Origin of the sequence: Pseudoalteromonas sp. B160 (assembly GCF_037162485.1) — a bacterium.
Taxonomy (GTDB): Bacteria; Pseudomonadota; Gammaproteobacteria; order Enterobacterales; family Alteromonadaceae; genus Pseudoalteromonas; species Pseudoalteromonas rhizosphaerae.
In genome coordinates this window covers 3,857,211-3,878,235 of sequence record NZ_JARLUX010000001.1, presented here as the reverse complement: position 1 = coordinate 3,878,235, position 21,025 = coordinate 3,857,211, and the positions used below count along the sequence as shown (strand labels likewise).

Below are 21,025 nucleotides of genomic sequence, written 5' to 3'. Positions count from 1 at the left end.
TCACTTTACTCTTTTCTTTATCATTTTAAATTGACCGCTTACTTAAGCCTAATAGCCTTAGCTTCAATATCAATTAACCCTTGCTTAAACAAACCACCAATGGCTTTTTTGTAGTTTGCTTTACTGGTAGAGAACACTTTTTTGATAAGTTCAGGATCCGATTTATCACCTAAAGCAATAACACCGCCTTCGGATTTTAATCTATCCATTATTTTTTCACCTAAGTCACTTACTTTAGCCATACCTGGTTTTTCAAGAATAACGTCAATTTTTCCGTCTTCACGTACTTTTTGAATAAATCCAGTTAAGCGTTGGCCAACAAACATGTTTTTAAACACCATGTTGTAAAATATAACGCCGTAATGTGCTTCTTCTATTAATACTTTATAGCCAATATCGGTTTTGCCAGCGACAATTAATTGTACTTCTTGTAGCGGCGCGTACTCAGGCTCCGTTTTATTGATAAAACGATTAAAGTTATTCGATGCACAAATACGGCCACTGGCGTTATCTAAATACAAACGTACTAAATAAGAATAGCCTTCTTGCATTCTTGGCTTTTGTTCGTTGAACGGTGCCAGTACATCTTTATCAAGCCCCCAATCTAAAAAAGCGCCAATGCTGTTGATTTCTTTAACACGAAGTAGGGCGTATTCACCTACTTGAGCTAACGGCTTTTTAGTTGTTGCGGTGGCGAGATTAGCGTTATCTAAAAAGATAAATACGCTGACACTGTCGCCAGCTTCTAGCTCATGTTTAATTTCACTGCTTGGTAAAAAAACTTCACCCAGATCATGACCATCAAGGTACGCGCCTTCGTTACTTACTTCGTTAACGAATAGGGTTTGGGTGGTTCCAAGGTAACTCATAATTATTCCTGTTCTGGCTTTTTACGACGGCGCATTGGTGCATCACCATCAATATTAAGAGGGGCTTTGATTGGCGCTTGTGGCTTTTTAGGTTTTGCTTTGCGTTTAGTCACAGCTTTTACTTTAGGCTTTACATTTTCTTGTGCTTTAGCCCATGTTGCATCAGGTTTTGGTTCGCGTAAACCTTTAAACTTACCTTTTAACCCTGCAACGGTATGAAACTCAAGTTCATCATTTAAGAATGATTTAATTGCTTTATAGCTTAACCAATCTTTAGGACCGACCAGTGAAATAGCGGTACCTTTAAAGCCAGCTCGACCAGTTCTACCAATACGATGCACATACTCTTCAGCGTGTTTAGGTAAATCAAAATTGATTACATGAGTTACGCTCAGTAAATCAAGACCACGAGAGGCAACATCGGTGGTTATTAAAATTTTAAAGTTTTCACGGCTAAAGCCGTCCATGATATCTAAACGTTTATTTTGGGCTAAATCACCTGCTAATGCTTGGGCTTTAAAACCTTTAGCATTAAGTGATTCGCTTAAACGGCTGGTATCAGTACGAGTCGCTGTAAATATAATGCATTGCCCGACCTCGTCTTGCTTTAAAAAATGCTCAAGTAGCGCTTCTTTATGATCAAGATGATCAGCTAAATATAAGCTTTGTTTAATATCTGAATGTTGTTCGTTAGCCGCACTAAGGGTAATTTGTTTTGGCTTTTTCAGTAAATTACGTGATAACGCATCGACTTGTGCATGATCCAGTGTCGCTGAAAACAATAATGTTTGGCGCAGGCGATGATCAGCTTGCTCGTTGATCATCTTTAACTGTGGAGTAAAACCTAAATCTAAAATACGGTCAGCTTCATCAAAAATAAGTAACTCAAGGCCACTTAGCTGCAATGAACGCTGAGTTAAGTGATCGGCTAAACGACCCGGTGTAGCAATAACAAATTGCGGGTCGTTACGCAGTGCTTTAATTTGATCATTAAAGTTTTCACCGCCTAATATTTTCACCGCTTTAATATTAGTACCTGCAATTAGCAGGCGAAGTTGGGTAAATACTTGGGTCGCCAGTTCACGAGTAGGCGCCACAATAAGCACACGAGGATCACGTTTACTGAGCGCCTTTTGTTTCATAACCCGTTGAACAGCAGGTAATAAAAATGCCAAGGTTTTGCCCGACCCAGTTTTAGACTGGGCGAAAATGTCATGGCCTGCAAGTGCGGTGGGCACTGCATGGGCCTGAATATCAGTGGGCTGGGTGATCCCTTGATGCGCTAATTGTGTTTCAAGGCGAGTATCAATCCCAAGATCAGTAAAATGCAAAGTGTGTTTCTCCAAAATGAGCAATTTGTTTGGGTATAAATAATTTCGCTATTATAGCGCAGTCCCGAGTGCGGCTAACAGTAAAAAGCCAATTATCACTGCTTTTTTTGCATTTAATTAGAAAAAGCGTAAAATACGCGCCCTCAATATGTATTATGCGCCGGATTTACGATTCGGTTACCGCCAATAACGGCTAAAGCAAAATAGGAATCACCATGACTGCTGTCCATAAAGACAATGTAACCAGCGAGCACTTTGTTGTATGTGCACTTTATAAGTTTGTTTCTTTACCTGAATACGAAGCCCTACGCCAACCATTGTTAGATGTGATGGAAGCCAATGAAGTACGTGGTACTTTATTAATTGCCGCAGAAGGTATCAACGGCACAGTTTCTGCCAAGCGTGAAGGCATTGACAACCTTTTAAGCTGGTTAGACAGCCAACCAAACCTTGATAACATTGTTAGCAAAGAATCATTTGATGATGAATGCCCGTTTTACCGTACTAAGGTAAAACTAAAAAAGAAATCGTCACAATGGGTGTTGAAGGGATTGATCCGCTGAAAGTGGTTGGCAGTTATGTAAAACCACAAGATTGGAATGCATTGATCTCAGATCCTGAGGTTATTTTAGTTGATACCCGTAACGATTATGAAATCGAAATTGGTACTTTTCAAAACGCAGTAGACCCAAATACTAAAACATTCCGCGAGTTTCCGCAGTGGGCGAAAGAAAACCTCGATCCGAGCAAACATAAAAAAGTAGCTATGTTTTGTACTGGTGGTATTCGCTGTGAAAAATCAACTGCTTACATGAAAGAGCAAGGTTTTGAAGATGTGTACCATCTTGAAGGCGGTATTTTAAAATACCTAGAAGAAGTACCAAAAGAAGAAACCATGTGGGAAGGTGAGTGCTTTGTATTTGATAATCGCGTAGCAGTCGATCACGACCTACAAAAAGGCTCATATGATCAATGTCATGCGTGTCGTATGCCAATCACTGAAGACGAAAAACTCAAACCAGAGTACATGGAAGGTGTTTCGTGTCATCATTGTATTGATGATGTTACCGATGAACAACGTGAACGATTTGCTGAGCGTCAAAAGCAAATTGAATTAGCGCAAGCTCGTGGCGAAGGCCATATTGGCAACGAAGCACAAGCCGTTTTACAAAAGCGTAAAGAAGCTAAAAAAGCGCAAAAAGACGCACAGCGTAAAAAGTAATTTAGTAGAGCTATTACTACCGTTTTATAAAGCCTCAGCATTGTCTGGGGCTTTTTTGATGGTAATCAAGATTGAATAAATTTAATCCTTAGGGTTTTATTGCACAATAACAGCCCCCTAATTCACAAGGTAAGATATTATGTTTCGAATCATCTTGACCTTTGCTGCTCTCATCTAATTTTTTTGCTGCAAGTACAGCACAAGAGCTTTTTTCAACAATAAACTTGCGCTTGAGTTACATGGAGGATGTTGCGTCTTATAAGAGTAATAATAATAACCAAGCTATTAAAGATAAAGAGCCTAGAAATTTAGATACAGTTATCGGACCTGCGCTGATAAAATTTCATCACTGTTGCCAAAAGCGGCATTGACCTAGCTTTTAGAGTTTTTCAGCAACAGTGGGGGATATATAAGTAATTGGATACGTTTAAGATCTAAACGATATATGAGCAACACAGAATTTCTGAATAGTTATAAACTTTAGTTCGCTGTTTACTAGGTTTTAAACTTGCTATATTAAGTCCACAACTAATATCGATCATTGCGGACTTACACTGTAAACTAATTTTTAATATGGATTACTATCTAACCCTTTAAATTTAAAAGGTTTTGATTTAATAAAATAAGAACTGGATTCCCCAGCATAAGTCTGGTTTTTATCTAATGGCAACTTCATGACATCTGCATTTTTTTCAAAGCTCACTTTATTAAAGTCTACCCAAACAACATTTGGAGTAAGCGCATTTTCAAAGTAGTAAATTAAATTCCCCTGATCAGCAACAACTCTCCAGCGAGTATTAGATAAGTGAGGTTGCCCCTCGATTGCAATTCCATAAGGAACTGAAACATTACGGACTACGCTAAACACACTTGCGGCTGCGATTTTAGGGTCACTAGTCTGTGGTAATACGCTCAAGTAATAAGATGCTCGAACAAAACGATCGGCGGCTTTACCAGTACCTGGGAGAAAGTCTTGACCAGAGACCGTATCCCAATAGCTCTTTATAGCAAGTTGTTGTTCATATACGGGGTCATTAGTCATCACTTTATATGAACGATCATGATGTATTTTTAATTTGCCACTTATGTACTCAAAAATAGCACTATCTCCGCTTGCATCAGATAATGATAAGTGAACTGTCGTGAACTTATCGGTATCAGGAATAAAGTCTGATACAACTGCAAACTTTTCTTGTTCGAAAAACTTTACCGCCTCATCAACAGTTGCGAAATTATCAAGCGCGTACTGTGCCCAAGCTGCAATAGTAAGACCTGGACGCTCACCATCATAATCAAATTTGGGATATTCAGATGCTACCAACCATAATAGGTTTGCAACTAGTCCTTTTTCATTCATTCCGTCAGGTGCTGCAATATCCCATGAGCTAGCGACTACGCTTCCATACTTTGAACGCCATCTAATTGAGTTAGGCCCAACCTCACCATTACGCTCAATCCCCTTGGGGAAAATCCATAAATTTGCAGGGATATTAATAGAAAAATCCATACTTCTACCGGTCAACACTGTGTTATCTGGACAATGATAAACAAGGCGAGTACACGCATTAACTTTTGCGTTTAGTAGCATAGTAGAAATCAGAAAAATTTTAGTAGTCGTTGCAATAAATTTTTTCATATCCAGGACCCTTTTTTAAATTATGTCTCAGTCTGCACAAAGTACCGCAAATGTTATGCAAATAAACCTTTCTTGCACCTAGGCTGTACCTGGAATAAGACATTAGTTCACAAAAGATAAAACCACATCATTTGATGACCAATACAAACTTTAAATTTTAGCTCATTTTTTCTATGTTATTAGTGAGATTGGAATTTATTTATATTTTTAAAAGGAAAAAGTAAACACGCACTCTAAAGTATGTATTTTCCATATTATTAATTTTTAATTAGTCCAAAATACAAACTGGTTGATACATGGCAATTGCAAGGAAACGTCAAATAAATTGTGTGGATACGGTTATTACCATTGCGTATCCCGTGGCGTGCGTCGTGCATTTTTATGTGGTGAGTATCTTTTTTAGGTAAATAATTGTGATAGGTGTCATCTTAAGTTCTAAATAAGCGTGTTAACACGGTGATGTTTTTATTAAATCACCATGTATACATGCTAACTTTAGATTAATGTTTTTAAATGCGCTTCGGCGGCATTGGTGAGCTGTTCAGGTGTCATGTCTTTAGCGTTATCTACAGCAATAGTGCATTGCTCTAGTGTGTACACATCTTTTTTATACATAAAAATCAGCGGCTCACAACCGTCCTCTTTAGCTTTTGCTGATGTCCAATAAACGGCTGAAAATTCAACATTGCCATGTTCGTAAGACTCAACGCTAACTTCTCCGCTGTGATCGAATTGTAGTTGTTTAGAAAGCTGTTCACTAATGTTAATAAGGTTGACCAAAAATACGGCTTCTTGGTGTGTAATACCATGTATATCGGTAAATTTTTGCTTAAACATAATTGTCCTTTTAAATATAAACTAGCAGAGTGGACCCTAATAAAAACTATTGTTGCACACTATACCTGTTTGCCCACTTACTCAAAAGTACTTAGCAATAAACTAGATATTTTTGACCACTTTCAGGGTTTATTAACCCGTAAATTCAACAATTTTTAGTTCTAAAAGCTCAAACTACCATTATGAGTAAATTTAAGACAATACCTTATTCTGACCAATTAGGCTGTTTATATATAGGGTATTTATAGCTAGTTAGCCTCTTAGCATTAAATACACTGCTATAGTTACTTTCCCCTATAAAGGTATTTCAACGTATTGTTTTGACAGTTAATCGAACTAGACTTTTTATTGATCAAAACACTGTTACACTGCGTACCATAATAGAAATAATAATTAATTAGGTGATCTTTTTGAAATTACGAGTTCTTTTAGTCAGTGTTTTTATTACTTGTTCAGCGGTAATGCCATCGGCATTTGCTGCTAACGTAATTGTTGAACCTGTTGCGATGGAACGTGCAAAAGAGCAAGTTCAAGCGGTTGGTAATGCCGAAGCGATTCGCTCTGTTATCCTCTATCCTGCAGTGGGGGATAAAGTCACGGCTGTGCATTTTAAACCTGGTGATCAGGTAACCGCAGGAGCTATTTTATTAGAGCTCGATTCGCGCAGACAAAAAGCGGCGCTTAATGAAGCGAAAATAAAACTTGCAGATAGTGAACGAATACAAACACGTTTACAGCAAAGTCATGCTAAAGGCGCGGTGCCAAAAAGCGATCTAGATGATGCAAAAACCGTGTATGAGTTAGCTATGGTTGCGGTGACTAAAGCCGAAACCGAATTAGAAGATCGCCAAGTACGAGCACCTTTTAGTGGCACCATGGGGTTAACGGATGTCGAAGTTGGCGATCGAATTACCACTCAAACAGCCATCGCCAGTATTGATGATACTCGTTCGTTATACATTAATTTTAATGCACCAGAGTCAGCCATTACAATGCTTAGAACTAGCGGTAATGTGACTGTGATGCCGTGGCAAGGAAGCGATGCGATAAATGCGCAAGTCGCTTATCTTGACTCACGCATTGATCCACAAACACGTACGCTGCGTGTCAAAGCAAAACTGGATAATGCACAAGCACAATTTTTACCGGGTATGAGTTTTAGAGTACATATTGAGGTATTAGGGCAGAGTTTAGTTGCAGTGCCTGAAGCTGCGCTTTTATGGGGGCAACTGGCCCCTATGTATGGAAAAGTGTTGAGCAAAAGGCAACTCGCGTTGATGTTAAAATTCAGCAACGTTTAGCGGGTCGTTTGCTCGTATCTGGGCCTTTAAACGAAGGCGATATTTTGGTAGTTGAAGGCGTACAACGTTTACGCCCAGCGCAAGAGCTTAATTATATCAAGCCGCTTGCAGCAGCGCAGGAGTAGGTATGAAACAACAACCTATGATGCAAGATCTCCCTTCAATGGCCATTCGCCGCCCAGTGCTTATTGTAGTACTTAATTTACTGATCATTATTGCGGGTATTGCGGCCATTGCCGGGGTTGAAGTTCGTGAACTGCCTGATGTTGATACGCCAAGGATCACGGTGTCGGCTTCATTTCCTGGTGGCTCCCCAGAGACTGTTGATACCGAAGTAACCAGTAAACTTGAAGGGGCGGTAGCCCGCGTAAGTGGTGTAAAAACTATTCGCGCACAAAGTGAAGAAGGTAACGCACGGATTGTTGTTGAGTTTCGTGCTGGTGTTGACCTTGATGATGCTGCGAATGAAACCCGTGAGTCGGTAGCACGTGTACAACGTGAGTTGCCTGAAGAAGTTGAGCGCGTTTCTATTATCAAGGCTGATAATGATGCTGAGGCGGTTGTATCGCTAACCGTATCAAGCGATACCATAGCCCTTGAAGCGTTGACTGAACTGGTTGAGGTTGATTTAGCACCGCAGTTTTTAACCATTCCAGGTGTGGCCGATGTACGTTTAAATGGTGACCGAAAACGTGTTTTACGGGTGCGTCTTGATCCACTTAAATTAACCAGTTTTAATTTAACCGTTCCTGATGTAGCCCAAGTACTGCGCCAAGCGCCATTTGATGTACCGGCAGGTAGTTTGAAATCGACGGATCAACAAATTATAGTGCGCGCAGATGCAACCTCAGTTACCGCTGAGCAAGTGGCCGATATTATTATTCGTGATGGTACGCGTATTGGTGATATTGCGGCGGTGTATTTTGGTCCTGCGGATCCTCGCTCTATGGTGCGCTTAAACGGCCAGCCAGTGATTGGCATGGAAGTTATACGTCAAGCACAGTCAAATACCATTGAAATATCTGACGAAGTATTAAGTTTATTAGCAAAAATGCAAACGCGTTTTCCGGAGCTGAAATTTACTTTAACTTCTGATGATGCACAATTTATCAGGAGCTCAGTTGATGAGGTGATTTACTCACTGGTGCTAACTGTGCTGCTGGTGATCATTACATTATGGGTATTTATCGGCTCTTGGCGCGCGACTTTAGTGCCTGCATTTGCAATTCCTGTTGCCTTGGTTGGTTCATTAGCGTTGATATGGGCACTGGGTTTTTCAATCAATATACTTACTTTGCTGGCATTAGTGTTAGCAACGGGGTTGATTGTTGATGATGCGATTGTGGTCAGCGAAAACATTCAACGTCAACGCGGTTTAGGCCTTGGCCGCCGTGCTGCTGCGGTAATTGGCACGCGAGAAGTGTTTTTTGCTGTTGTCGCAACGACAGCGGTGTTAGCGGCGGTATTTGTTCCTATCGCTTTTTTACCCTCAACAGCAGGGCGATTATTTAGGGAGTTTGGTGGGGTACTTGCGGGAGCGGTGATCATTTCAAGCTTTGTTGCGCTTTCACTAGTGCCAGCGCTCACCTCAAAGCTAAAACTCAAACAAGGTGGTAAACACCCATTTGCTAAAATAGGTCATTGGCTTGCTAATATTTATACTAAAACCATTCATTGGGTGCTTGATCATGCGTGGCTTACGTTTATAGCTAGTATATTAGTCGCTGCGGGTTCGGGTGCTTTGTATCTCAATTTAGATAATGAATTACTGCCTTCAGAAGATCGCGGAAAAATACGTATCTTTGCTCGGGGCCCTGACGGTGTTGGTTTGAATTTTATGGACCGTCAAGCAATGCAAATGGAAGATATTTTGCTGCCGTATGTGCAAAGCGGCGAAATTGAATCTATTTATACTGTTGTAGGGCAGTGGGATCCAAATATTGTGTTTATTACTGTGCCTTTAAAACACTGGGATGAGCGTCATTTTTCACAGCAAGAGATCATTAATAAAATTCGCGGTCCGCTGGGTAATATTCCTGGGGCGGCAGGTTATCCGTCTGGGTCAAATAGTTTAAATTTACGCGGTCAAGGTGGCGGTATTGAGCTGGCACTATTAGGGCAAGATTACCTGCAGATTTATAAGGCCGCACAAGATTTTGCTGCACAGGTTGAGCAGACTATCCCGTCGATTGACAACGTGCGTATTTCATATCAGCCATCACAGCCGCAATTGCGCGTTAATATTGATAGACGCCGTGCAGAGGAATTAGGGGTGTCACTGAGTGATATATCAATCACCTTACGTGCTGCGATAAATGGCGATGATATTGCAGATTTAAATATTGGTGACCAATCGGTACCGATTATTCTGCAAGCACAAAATCAAACCATTAAAGATCCCAGTGATCTCGCTAATTTATATATCAGTGCAAATAACGGTCAGTTAGTACCACTGAGTAGCGTTGCAACCATTACAGAAGAAGGTGTTGCCGCCGAGCTTGAACGCCACGCACAGCGTCGTGCCATCGAGCTTGATATGGAACTGCCGGCGGACATGAGTATTGCACAGCTGGTATCGCAATTACGTGATATTTCAGAGCAAACGCTACCAAGTGGCATTAGCTTGGCATTTAAAGGTGAAGCATTAACCTTTGAAGAAACTTCTAATGAAGTATTTATCACTTACATACTGGCATTTTTAATCGTATTTTTAGTATTAGCCGCACAGTTTGAAAATGTTAATAGTGCTGTGGTGGTGATGGTAACAGTACCGTTTGGTATTACATCAGCAATTTTAGCACTGTATTTAACTGGTACTTCGTTAAATATTTACTCGCAAATAGGTTTGGTGATGTTAATTGGTTTAATCGCGAAAAACGCGATTTTGTTAGTTGAATTTGCTGACCAATTGCGCGACCAAGGTTTAACAGTTCGTAAAGCTGTAGAGCAAGCAGCATTAGTACGTTTAAGACCAATTACTATGACCTTGATATCAACCTTACTAGGTGCACTGCCGCTGATATTATCAACCGGGGCGGGAGCTGAGGCTCGCAATGCCATTGGCTGGGTCGTGTTTGGTGGCTTGTCTTTAGCGGTGCTATTTACGTTGTACTTAACACCGGTAATTTACTTGGGCTTAGCGCGCTTTACTACCCCTCGTGGTGATGAAAGTAAGCAACTTGCGCAGGAGCTTGATAAGGTAGAGTAAATCACAAATAAAATAGCCTAATTAACTATTTATCTTTGAAAAATAAGTTAATTAGGCTCACACTTGGGAAAGCTATCCCCAACAGGTTTTTTTATGCAAGCCGAACAAGTAGAAATCGCGCAGTTTTTAGCACAACACCCGCCTTTTGACAGCCTACCGAGTAAAGCAATCAATGAGCTCGCGCAACAGGTTGAAGTCGCCTACTTTAGAGCGCACACCGATATTTTATTATTTGGTCAAGATATAGCCGATCTTTATGTGATCAGAAGCGGCTCTGTTGAAATGTATCGACGTAATGGGGAACTGGATAATCGTTTAACTACTGCCGGTATATTTGGGCAGATGGGTTTACTGATGAATCGCAAGGTTCGCTTTCCAGCTAAAGCACTTGAAGATACGCTAGTGTATTGCATTAATGTTGAACTATTTAACCGCTATTGCGACGAATTTGATTCATTTGCTGACTATTTTGAAACGGATGGTAATGTTCGTTTACATCAGGCAATTGTTGAACAAGCCGATGGTAATGATTTAACCACGGCAAAAGTAAAATCGCTGATCCACCGTGATGTGGTAACAGTTAATACTGATTCAACGGTGCAACAAGTTGCCCAGCTTATGACTGATGAATCGGTGTCATCGGTTTTAGTTACTGATAGTACCAAACCTATTAACGACGACCCAGAGGAAGATGATGGTCAAGTTGTTGGTATTATCACAGACAAAGATTTACGTACCAAAGTCATTGCTCATGGGCTGGCATTTGACACACCCGCGCATACAATAATGTCTACAAACTTGGTTTTATTAGATGCCAATGCCTATGTTTTCGAAGCTGTACTTGCGATGCTACGTGATAACTTACATCACTTACCGGTGGTCCAAAAACGCCGTCCAATTGGGGTTATTTCTCTTTCTGATATTTTACGCTATGAATCACAAAGCAGCTTGCTATTGGTACGTGGAATACTTGCGCAGCAATCAATTGAAGATTTAACACACTATGCACGCCAGCTGCCGAATGTGTTTGTACGAATGGTAAATGAAGATGCAAACTCGCATATGATTGGCACGGCAATGGCTGTGATTGGCCGCACTTTTAAACAAAGGTTACTGGTATTAGCCGAAGAAAAGTATGGGCCGCCGCCGGTTGCATACTGTTTTATCGCATTAGGTTCAATGGCGCGGGATGAGCAACTCATTGTTACTGATCAAGATAACGCGCTCATTCTAGATGATGATTATGATGATGAACTTCATGATACGTATTTTCAAAATATTGCCGATTTTGTTTGTGATGGTTTAGCTCAATGCGGTTATACCTATTGTGATGGCGAAATAATGGCGTCATTTAAAAAATGGCGAAAAACACGTGCACAATGGTTTGAGCAATTTACTCAGTGGATAGAGCTGCCTAAACCGCAAGCCTTACTAAATAGCTCCATATTTTTTGATTTAGACGGGGTGTGGGGTAAAACCAAATGGGCCGATGAGCTTAAAATATTTATTGCCAAACAAAGCAAAGTTAATCGCGTATTTTTAGCTAATATGGCTGCAAATGCTCGCAACAGAACCCCACCATTGGGGTTTTTTAAAGGCTTTGTTATGGAGCACAACGGTCAGCATAAACGTTCTATGAATTTAAAGCGCAGAGGCACAGCGCCGCTTTCAGATGTTATTCGTGTTCACGCATTGGCGGTTGGATCACGTAAGCAAAACTCGTTCGAACGCTTAGAAGATATTATTGAAGCCAAGCTCCTACCGCAAGGCAAAGCACAAGATTTGCGAGATGCGCTAGAATATATTGCCATGATGCGGATCCGTCACCAAGCATGGCAAATTGAACAGGGGGAAGAACCCGACAACGATTTAGACCCTCATTTATTATCGCCTTTTGAGCAGCGTAACTTAAAAGAAGCTTTTGCAATTTTAGAAAAAGCACAAAGCTATTTGAAATTTAGTTACTCAGCAAACTCTGTGGTAAAGTAATTTATGGCTTTCAAAAAGCAAGCAATGATTGACTGGGCAACACGCTATAAAAATTTATTAAGCGGCGCTCAAAATGACACTATCAAACGTTTTTATGGAGCTGCTTTTAGCGATAAATTCGCAGCAATTAAAGATGTGCCATTTGTTGCAATGGACTTTGAAACAACCGGTTTAGATAGCACCAGTGATGATATTGTCAGCGTTGGTTTAATTCCTTTTAATTTACAGCGTATATATTGCAAAGATAGTCGCCATTGGGTGGTGCGCCCTAGGCGTAATTTCAACGAGGGATCCATTGTAATACATGGCATAACGCATTCAGAAATTGACGATGCACCGGATTTTAATCATATTATTGAGCCATTATTGCAAGCACTCAGTGGTAAAGTGGTTGTTGTACACTATGGCGCGATTGAGCGGCACTTCTTAAATACTGCACTGTTACTTAGGCTTAACGAGGGGATCAACTTTGCTTTGGTTGATACCATGGAAATTGAACGAAAAGCCTTAAAAGCCAGGCAGGGTTTGCTAGGTTGGTTATTTAATTCTAAGTTAGGATCGCTTAGATTAGGTGATTGTCGCCAGCGCTATTCATTACCTGTGTATAAAAACCATAACGCTTTAACTGACGCTTTAGCAACGGCTGAACTGTTACAAGCACAATTGAGTCACCATTACCGAGAAGATACACCGATCTCGCAATTATGGAGTTAAAAATTTCTTAACCTGAACTTTGGCTAACAAGCTTAAATAAAAAACGCCGCAAATTTGCGGCGTTTGTGGTTTTAAATAGCGTTTATTTAGCCGGTAACGGCTCAGTTCTAAGACCTAAAATAAGGCTTAAACACATAAACAGCAAGACGATTGTAAATGGTAAGCCGGTAGAGACCGCACCTGCTTGCAGTGCTTCGATTGCTTGTGTACCACCAATCCACAGTAGCGCGGCTGCGATAGCACCTTCAATAGATGCCCAAAATATGCGTTGTGGTACTGGCGCATCAATTTTCCCGCCAGCAGTGATAGAGTCTATTACTAATGACCCTGAATCAGATGAAGTGATAAAAAACACTAAAACTAATAGCACAGCAATTACAGACAAAATATTAGACATAGGTAATTCATCTAGCATTTGAAACATAGCCATAGGGACATCGGTTAAACCATTTAGGCCAAGTGCGCCAACACCATTGACTACTTGATCAATTGCGATACCGCCGTAAATTGACATCCATAATACTGTAACCAATGTTGGAATAAGTAATACCGCAATCAAAAATTCACGGATAGTACGACCGCGTGATACGCGAGCGATAAACATGCCTACAAACGGTGACCACGAAATCCACCAAGCCCAGTAAAATACAGTCCAGCCATGCATCCATGTTTCGTCTTCACGGCCATGTGGATTACTTAATGGAATGATATTTTCTACATAACCCATAAAGGTGGTAGGAATATTACCCATCGCAACAGCAAAGCCAACTAAGCAAACAAATACCAAAAGGGCAAAAGCAATTAGCATGTTGATATTACTAAGGAGTTTTACACCGCCATCGATACCACGCACAACAGAAATAATAGCCAGTAGGGTAACGCCAACAATAACGAGTATTTGTGAGCCAATGCCACCTTCGAGACCAAACACGTGGTTTATCCCCGCAGACGCTTGCTGAGCGCCTAACCCCAATGATGTTGCCAAGCCAAATAAAGTTGCCAGTACTGCTAAAATATCAATGATATGACCAGGCCAGCCCCATGCTTTATCGCCCAATATAGGGTAAAAAATTGACCGGATAGACAGTGGTAAACCTTTGTTATATGTAAAGAATGATAGTGATAAGCCAACTACAGCATAAATAGCCCAAGGGTGCAGGCCCCAATGGAACATAGTTGCCCCCATTGCCAGTTTTGCAGCTTCTGGGGTGTTGGCTGTTACATTCAGTGGTGTTTCATACCAACCAGTAAAATATGCAACCGGTTCAGCTACCCCCCAAAACATTAAGCCAATACCCATGCCTGCGGCGAATAACATAGCGAGCCATGAAACACGAGTATATGAAGGCTTAGCATCACTGCCTCCTAAACGGATCTTTCCGTAAGGAGAAACAATCAGTGCTAAACAAAAAATAACGAAGAAGTTTGCAGCCCACATAAACAAGGCATCAAAATTATTAATTATATCGAGTTTCACACCATCAAGTGCTGCTTTTGCAGTTTGTGGATCGGTAGCGAGAATGGCGATTAAAAAGATGACAATCAGGCCCGCGCTGATGCCAAAAACAGGGTTGTGTATATCAAACCCCCATTTTTGCACGTTATCCTGACCTACGGTGTAATCCGTATTGTCGATACTATATTTGTCATGATTTTCGCTCATGCAATACCTCTTTTGTTGTCCTAACAAGCTGCTTGTTACCAGCAACATACCTAATTTAATTAGTCTAAGTAACCTGAGCTTTGGATAATAAATCACTACGTTAGTAAATTTTTAAAGCAAAGTTCAGGTTAGGTAATAATTGATACTTAAATTTATTTGAAGACTAACTAATTTAAAAGATGATCATACAGCTACTAGTGTATGAGTTAAATACCAAATGTAAATGATTTTGTAGTTAAATAGCGGCTTATATGGCCATTGCAACCATTTTTATGTTTTTATATAAAACTACATAATTCGCAAAAGGTCAAAAATTAGTTTGATTGTTAAAGTAATCGTGGCTGTTTTTTGTGGTTAATTGAACTATTATTTTTTGTAGTTGTAAGAGGCAGCTGCACGAGATTGACGTTTTATAGTCGCAGTAATGAAAGCGTAATATGAATATGATTTAACATTAGGTGAGCTATATCATTGTTAAGTTGTGATAAGGAATTTAGTCATTACTATGAGTAACCATGGCAAAGAGAACACTAAAAACACGGCTGATGAGCATCAGTTAGTCCATCATTACCAGCGTGTTCGACATCAAAGCGTGACGTTAATAAACTCGTTATCAGCAGAAGACTGCCAATTACAAGCTATGGCAGATGTAAGCCCTAGTAAATGGCACCTTGCGCACACAACGTGGTTCTTTGAAACTTTTTTACTAATTGCACATAGCTCTCACTACACAGTATTTAATCCTAACTTTAAAACTTTATTTAACTCATATTATAACGGTATAGGTGAACAATTTAAGCGTGCCTGCAGAGGGAGTTTATCGCGGCCTAGTTTAGATGACGTGATTACCTATAGAGAATATGTTGACCTAGGCGGTGATTGAATTACTGAGTGCACCGTGTAGCGAGTCAATAAAGCAAGTTATTGAATTAGGACTTAACCATGAACAACAGCACCAAGAACTAATGCTGATGGACATTCAATATAACTTTTCAGTTAATCCGTTGTTTCCTGCTTATTGTGACACTAACAACAACCGTATAGAAAATCCTGTTACGCAAGCCAGTCCTCTTAGCTTTGTGGCATTCTCAAAGCATACTGCACATATTGGTGCAACTGAGCAAACGTTCAGCTACGACAATGAACGGCCAACTCATCAAGTGCTTATTCAGCCATTTAAATTTGCTAACCGGCTAACTACCAATGCTGAGTATTTAGCGTTTATACAAGATGGTGGTTACCAAAACCCAGAGCATTGGCTCAGTGACGGTTGGGCGCAGATAAATAATGCTCGGCAAACTGCGCCACTCTATTGGCATAAAGTAAATAATGAGTGGTTTGAATTTACATTAGCTGGATTACAGCCTTTGGCGCTAAATGAGCCGCTAAGCCATGTTACCTTTTACGAAGCAAACGCTTTTGCACATTACTCACAAGCACGCCTCCCAACCGAATTTGAATGGGAAAGCGTTGCTAACAGTAATGCGGCGCAAACTATCACCCAGCTGACCTACAACTGTTGGCAGTGGACAAACAGCGCCTATTTACCGTACCCAGGCTTTAAGCCAATAGCAGGCGTGGCAGGGGAATACAATGGTAAATTTATGGCGAACCAAATGGTACTGCGCGGTGGCTGTAAACTTACCCCGCAAAATCATTTAAGACTAACTTATCGCAATTTCTATTACCCACACCAAGCGTGGATGCGCAGTGGTATTAGACTCGCTAAGGATTGAGCATGAGCCAAGTAACAACATTAATGACAACCGACATTGATAACCGCTTTTTAAACGATGTTATTGCGGGACTGTCACAGCAACAAAAGAATCTACCCTGTAAATATTTTTATGATGATAATGGGGCCGCTTTGTTTGAGCAGATCACTGAGCTTGATGAGTACTACGTGACACGCACAGAGCTGAGCATTTTAACCAAGCACAGCCAAGCAATTGCCAAGTTGCTTCCTGATAACTTATCAATCATAGAGCCGGGCTGTGGCTCAGGTAAAAAAATTGCTTATTTGTTAGCGCACTTAGTGAATGTGAAAAGTTTTGTGCCATTTGAGATCTCTAATGAAATGCTTAATTACTCACTGGCCCATTTATCTCCATTATTTCCTGAGTTAGCTATTTCGCCGTTGTTGGGGGATTTTACTCATAGCCAAATGGTAAAGCAGTTAAGCCGTGAAACACAATTGGATAGCCAAACGAACCTCGTGTATTTTCCAGGCTCAACAATAGGCAATTTTTCACCGCTAAAAGCCATTGAGATCATGAAAAATTTCCATCGGTTATGTGGTATTAACGGTTATGTATTGATTGGCATTGATTTGCTCAAAGACCGTCAAGTATTACTTGATGCTTATGACGATAAACAAGGCGTCACCGCGGCATTTAATAAAAACTTGCTCCAGCGTATTAATGCTGAGTTAAATGCTGATTTTGATCTTAGCCAGTTTAATCACCAATCACGGTTTAATGAAAAACTAAGCCGTATTGAAATGCATTTGATCAGTAACTGTGATCAAACAGTCACCGTCAATGGCGAATCATTTAGCTTTTCTCAAGGTGAGAGTATCCATACAGAAAACTCCCATAAATACGCACTACAGGCATTTACTGAACTTAGCGCCCAAGCTGGATTACGTTTAGAGCAAACGTGGCAAGACGAGCAGGGGTATTTTGCATTGTGTTTATTAAGGCCAATTTAAACAATGAACAGTCCATAATTTATTATTTAACTGTACTTAGCTAAAAATGCTGCGCAAATTGATTTTTTAATAGTATAAATACTACATTAAACCTACGGCTGCTGGTGTAGCCATTATAAAACCTTATTACGAAGAGGTTAGTGTGGACAGTTCTACTAAATTAAAAACGATTGCAGCACATTTATTTGCACAACGCACAAGTGCAGCGCCACAATCAGATTTACCGCCACAATTAGCATTAACAAGCACTGAAGATAGTTTAGCTGTTCAACAATTGATGATTGCATTAAACAAGGGCCAAGTATTTGGTTGGAAATGCCTATTACCACTTGATAACGGTGCGATTATTTTGGCTCCAATATTAAAGCCGCCGCAATCATTTGCACAAATCTGCACATTATATACTGAACAAAACAAGGCACGGATAGAGCCTGAAATTGCTTTTGTGTTTGCGCAAAATATGCCAAAGCAGGCCAGCTATAGCGAAGCTGAAATTGACCACGCGGTGAGTGACACGCATATGGCACTTGAGCTGATCCAAAACCGTTTCTCTACAGCGTATCAAGCAAATCACTTTGCAAAGTTAGCGGATGGTTTAAGTAACCAAGGGGTGTTACTTGGTCCTAAAATTAATAAGCAAGCAGCTTATGATGCGGCACATATTACTATCGCGATAACACAAAATAATCAGTGTCATAGCTATCTTGGCAAGCACCCATGTGGTCTGGCACAAACACCAATCTATTGGGCAATAAATTATCTGGCTAAGTGTGGGATCACGCTCGCTGCTGGCCAAATTCTCATAACAGGCTCATATTGTGGTGTTATTGAGTTAGACACTGATGTTGATACTGAAATTGACTATGCAGGGCTTGGAAAATACACCGTCAAATTTAGTGGCTTAACTGATAATGACATTACTGTTTTTTAAACGGTAATTAATGGTTGCTCCGGCAACTGAATCTTGGAAAAGCTGGCCATGTGTTTGTTCAGTGTATTGTTTGATTATGGGGGCAATAATGCAGATGGCTGAACCTGTAGCGCTATCTTCATCAACGCCATAATAAGGAGCAAAATATCGAAAATGCCACTGTGTGTTTTGATAAGCTGTTTGGCGTTGTTGCAATACAATCACTGCATTTGGGTAGTATTGTAATTGTGCTGTATTTATCGCGAGTGTTTTTAAAGGCTGATCACTGTTAATCATCAAAGTACTGTAGCCGTTAATTTCTGCTGTTTTATAGCTTTGCACTATTGAGGCTGGAATGGCTTGTTGCAGCAGAACCTCTGTTTGTACCTCGGTGCTATCAATGGTGGTTAATTGTAGTTGCAGTGCGCGTTGATGTATTCTGGTTTCAAATACTTCCCCTGTTTTTGTATAAAAGGTGTTTGGGCTAAACCCTTGCCATTTTTTTAAAAACAGTGCAGCGGCGAGTGTCCCATGACCACAGCGGCTGATCTCGTGGCTGTGATTAAACCAACGAATAGGGCATCGATTTTTTTTGATATTGGCTTGATTTAAAAATACGGTGGCGGGCTGAGCGGTGTTTTTTGCAATCCGCTGCATTAGTCGAGTTGTTAACCCAGTTTTATAAATAACAATTAACGCAGACGAACCTTTACAGCGTCTCGCTGTATCGTTAAAAACTTGCTCAATAGCAAAAGACTGCACAAAGCGCGGGGCTTTGTGCAGTCTGTGAGTTATTGCCAGATTTAATAAGCGACTGGGCTTATTATTTCTTTTGTGCATAGGCGTCGTTATGAATACCTGCGGCACGACCTGATGGATCGGCATTATTTTGAAATGATGCATCCCATAATAACGCTTCAGGCGTTGAACAGGCGACTGACTTACCGTGTGGTACACATTTAGCGGCTGCATCACCTGGGAAGTGAGATTCAAAAATAGTACGGTAGTAATACGCTTCTTTTGAATCAGGTGTGTTAATAGGGTATTTAAATTTTGCGTTTTCAAGCTCTTGATCGGTTACTTGCTCGTTTACAAATTCTTTTAATGTATCAATCCAGCTATAGCCTACACCATCCGAAAACTGCTCTTTTTGACGCCATAACACTTCATCAGGTAAGTATCCGTCAAAGCCTTCACGTAAAATATGCTTTTCAATTTTGCCATCTTTACACATTTTAGCTTCAGGGTTGATACGCATAGCAACATCAACAAACTCTTTATCAAGGAAGGGAACGCGGGCTTCTACACCCCATGCCGCCATTGATTTATTTGCGCGTAAGCAATCAAACATGTGCAGTTTAGATACTTTACGGTTTAATTCTTCATGAAACTCTTGTGCATTTGGTGCTTTATGAAAGTACAAGTAACCACCAAATAGCTCATCAGCGCCTTCACCAGAGAGCACCATTTTAATACCCATCGCTTTGATTTGGCGAGCCATTAAGTACATCGGAGTAGAAGCACGGATCGTCGTTACATCGTAGGTTTCAATGTGATAAATAACTTCACGCAGGGCATCAATCCCTTCTTGAATCGTAAATATAATCGGGTGATGAACAGTTCCTATCATATCAGCTACTTTTTGTGCAGCCGCTAGATCTGGGGAGCCCTCAAGGCCAACCGAGAAAGAGTGCAGTTTAGGCCACCATGCATCGCTTTCATCATTATCTTCAATACGTTTTGCTGCAAAACGTTGGGTAATAGCTGAAATAACGGATGAATCTAAACCGCCTGACAACAACACGCCATAAGGTACGTCACACATTAGCTGACGTTTAACGGCGGCTTCAAGTGCATCTTTGACGTCTTCGGCTTTTGCGCTGTTATCTTTAACTGCATCGAAGCTTTGCCAATCACGGGCATAATATGGGCGCAATTGACCATCTTTACTCCATAAAAAATGTCCAGGAGGAAATTCTTCAATATGCTTACAGATTGGTGAAAGTGCTTTTAGCTCTGAGGCAACATAAAAGTTACCGTGCTCATCGTGGCCAGTATAAAGTGGAATAATACCAATATGATCACGGCCAATTAAATAAGCGTCTTGTTCTTCGTCATATAAACAAAAAGCAAAAATACCGTTCAGATCATCTAAAAATTCAGGCCCTTTCTGTTTGTATAACGCTAAGATAACTTCACAATCTGATTGAGTTTGAAAAGTGAAATCGGTTTCAAGGTTAGCGGCAAGTTCTTTGTGATTATAAATTTCGCCATTAACCGCTAGAATATGAGTTTTTTCAGGGTTGTATAAAGGCTGCGCACCGCTTGATACACCAACAATGGCTAAACGTTCATGCACTAAAATCGCTTTCTCAGATGAATATACACCAGACCAATCAGGCCCGCGGTGACGTAATAATTTTGACATTTCAATTGCTTGCGTACGCAATGGAGCGGGATCAGACTTTATATCTAATACACCAAAAATTGAACACATAGTAACTCCTCATTCCTATCATGTGTGTTAGTTAGGTCATAATACCTAACCATTCACGTTTGTTTTAACAGAAATAATTAACTAAGTCACATAGCTTTTACAATATTTTCAGAATAATTTATGCACCAGCATGGCCGC

At 40.5% G+C, this 21,025-nt stretch carries 12 protein-coding genes and 4 pseudogenes; 9 read left to right on the top strand and 7 right to left on the bottom strand.

Annotated features, from left to right (window positions below):
* Positions 1–38: 38 nt before the first annotated feature.
* Both P4S61_RS18100 and P4S61_RS18095 read right to left on the bottom strand, forming a co-directional pair.
* Positions 39–869 (bottom strand): CvfB family protein, encoded by an 831-nt coding sequence (locus tag P4S61_RS18100; protein ID WP_337118807.1) that lies wholly within the window; start codon positions 867–869, stop codon positions 39–41.
* A 2-nt stretch (positions 870–871) separates the two neighbouring features.
* Positions 872–2,200: a DEAD/DEAH box helicase gene (locus tag P4S61_RS18095; RefSeq protein WP_337118806.1), complete on the bottom strand. Its 1,329-nt coding sequence runs from the start codon at positions 2,198–2,200 to the stop codon at positions 872–874.
* Positions 2,201–2,415: 215 nt separating this feature from the next.
* On the opposite strand from P4S61_RS18095, the pseudogene trhO reads away from it, so the two are divergent.
* Positions 2,416–3,422 (top strand): annotated as a pseudogene (gene trhO / locus P4S61_RS18090) (oxygen-dependent tRNA uridine(34) hydroxylase TrhO).
* Between the two features lie 568 nt (positions 3,423–3,990).
* Here the strand turns inward: trhO and P4S61_RS18085 are convergent.
* Positions 3,991–5,058, bottom strand: coding sequence for a linear amide C-N hydrolase (locus tag P4S61_RS18085; protein WP_337118805.1), 1,068 nt, complete (start codon positions 5,056–5,058; stop codon positions 3,991–3,993).
* Positions 5,059–5,354: 296 nt separating this feature from the next.
* Here P4S61_RS18085 and P4S61_RS18080 point away from each other — a divergent pair.
* Positions 5,355–5,458: pseudogene (locus P4S61_RS18080) on the top strand (transposase); the annotation flags it as partial.
* Positions 5,459–5,553: 95 nt separating this feature from the next.
* Here the strand turns inward: P4S61_RS18080 and P4S61_RS18075 are convergent.
* On the bottom strand, positions 5,554–5,895 hold the full coding sequence (locus P4S61_RS18075) for a hypothetical protein (RefSeq protein ID WP_149982479.1): 342 nt from the start codon (positions 5,893–5,895) through the stop codon (positions 5,554–5,556).
* Positions 5,896–6,305: 410 nt separating this feature from the next.
* Between P4S61_RS18075 and P4S61_RS18070 the strand changes: the two are divergent.
* From P4S61_RS18070 to P4S61_RS18055, 4 genes and pseudogenes are all read left to right on the top strand, one after another.
* Positions 6,306–7,321: pseudogene (locus P4S61_RS18070) on the top strand (efflux RND transporter periplasmic adaptor subunit).
* 2 nt (positions 7,322–7,323) lie between these two features.
* Positions 7,324–10,404, top strand: coding sequence for an efflux RND transporter permease subunit (locus P4S61_RS18065; protein ID WP_145233239.1), 3,081 nt, complete (start codon positions 7,324–7,326; stop codon positions 10,402–10,404).
* A 93-nt stretch (positions 10,405–10,497) separates the two neighbouring features.
* On the top strand, positions 10,498–12,393 hold the full coding sequence (locus P4S61_RS18060) for a DUF294 nucleotidyltransferase-like domain-containing protein (protein ID WP_337118804.1): 1,896 nt from the start codon (positions 10,498–10,500) through the stop codon (positions 12,391–12,393).
* Between the two features lie 3 nt (positions 12,394–12,396).
* A complete protein-coding gene (locus P4S61_RS18055) occupies positions 12,397–13,107 on the top strand; it encodes a 3'-5' exonuclease (RefSeq protein WP_145233243.1) in 711 nt (236 codons plus the stop codon).
* An 82-nt stretch (positions 13,108–13,189) separates the two neighbouring features.
* On the opposite strand, the gene P4S61_RS18050 is transcribed toward P4S61_RS18055, so the two are convergent.
* Positions 13,190–14,770 (bottom strand): BCCT family transporter, encoded by a 1,581-nt coding sequence (locus P4S61_RS18050; RefSeq protein WP_145233245.1) that lies wholly within the window; start codon positions 14,768–14,770, stop codon positions 13,190–13,192.
* 640 nt (positions 14,771–15,410) lie between these two features.
* Here P4S61_RS18050 and egtB point away from each other — a divergent pair.
* The 3 genes and pseudogenes from egtB to P4S61_RS18030 all read left to right on the top strand — a co-directional run bounded on the left by egtB (position 15,411) and on the right by P4S61_RS18030 (position 18,411).
* Positions 15,411–16,506, top strand: a pseudogene (egtB, locus tag P4S61_RS18040) (ergothioneine biosynthesis protein EgtB).
* Between the two features lie 2 nt (positions 16,507–16,508).
* Positions 16,509–17,480, top strand: coding sequence for an L-histidine N(alpha)-methyltransferase (gene egtD / locus P4S61_RS18035; RefSeq protein WP_145233249.1), 972 nt, complete (start codon positions 16,509–16,511; stop codon positions 17,478–17,480).
* 142 nt (positions 17,481–17,622) lie between these two features.
* A complete protein-coding gene (locus P4S61_RS18030; RefSeq protein ID WP_337118801.1) occupies positions 17,623–18,411 on the top strand; it encodes a 2-keto-4-pentenoate hydratase in 789 nt (262 codons plus the stop codon).
* Here P4S61_RS18030 and P4S61_RS18025 read toward each other — a convergent pair.
* Both P4S61_RS18025 and asnB read right to left on the bottom strand, forming a co-directional pair.
* Positions 18,382–19,230: a PhzF family phenazine biosynthesis protein gene (locus P4S61_RS18025; RefSeq protein WP_337118800.1), complete on the bottom strand. Its 849-nt coding sequence runs from the start codon at positions 19,228–19,230 to the stop codon at positions 18,382–18,384. The two genes, P4S61_RS18030 and P4S61_RS18025, sit on opposite strands and share 30 nt — an antisense overlap.
* Positions 19,214–20,887 carry an asparagine synthase B gene (gene asnB / locus P4S61_RS18020; protein WP_145233255.1) on the bottom strand — a complete coding sequence of 558 codons (1,674 nt, stop codon included), beginning with the start codon at positions 20,885–20,887 and terminating at the stop codon, positions 19,214–19,216. Before asnB ends, P4S61_RS18025 begins: the two co-directional genes overlap by 17 nt.
* Positions 20,888–21,025 lie beyond the last annotated feature (138 nt).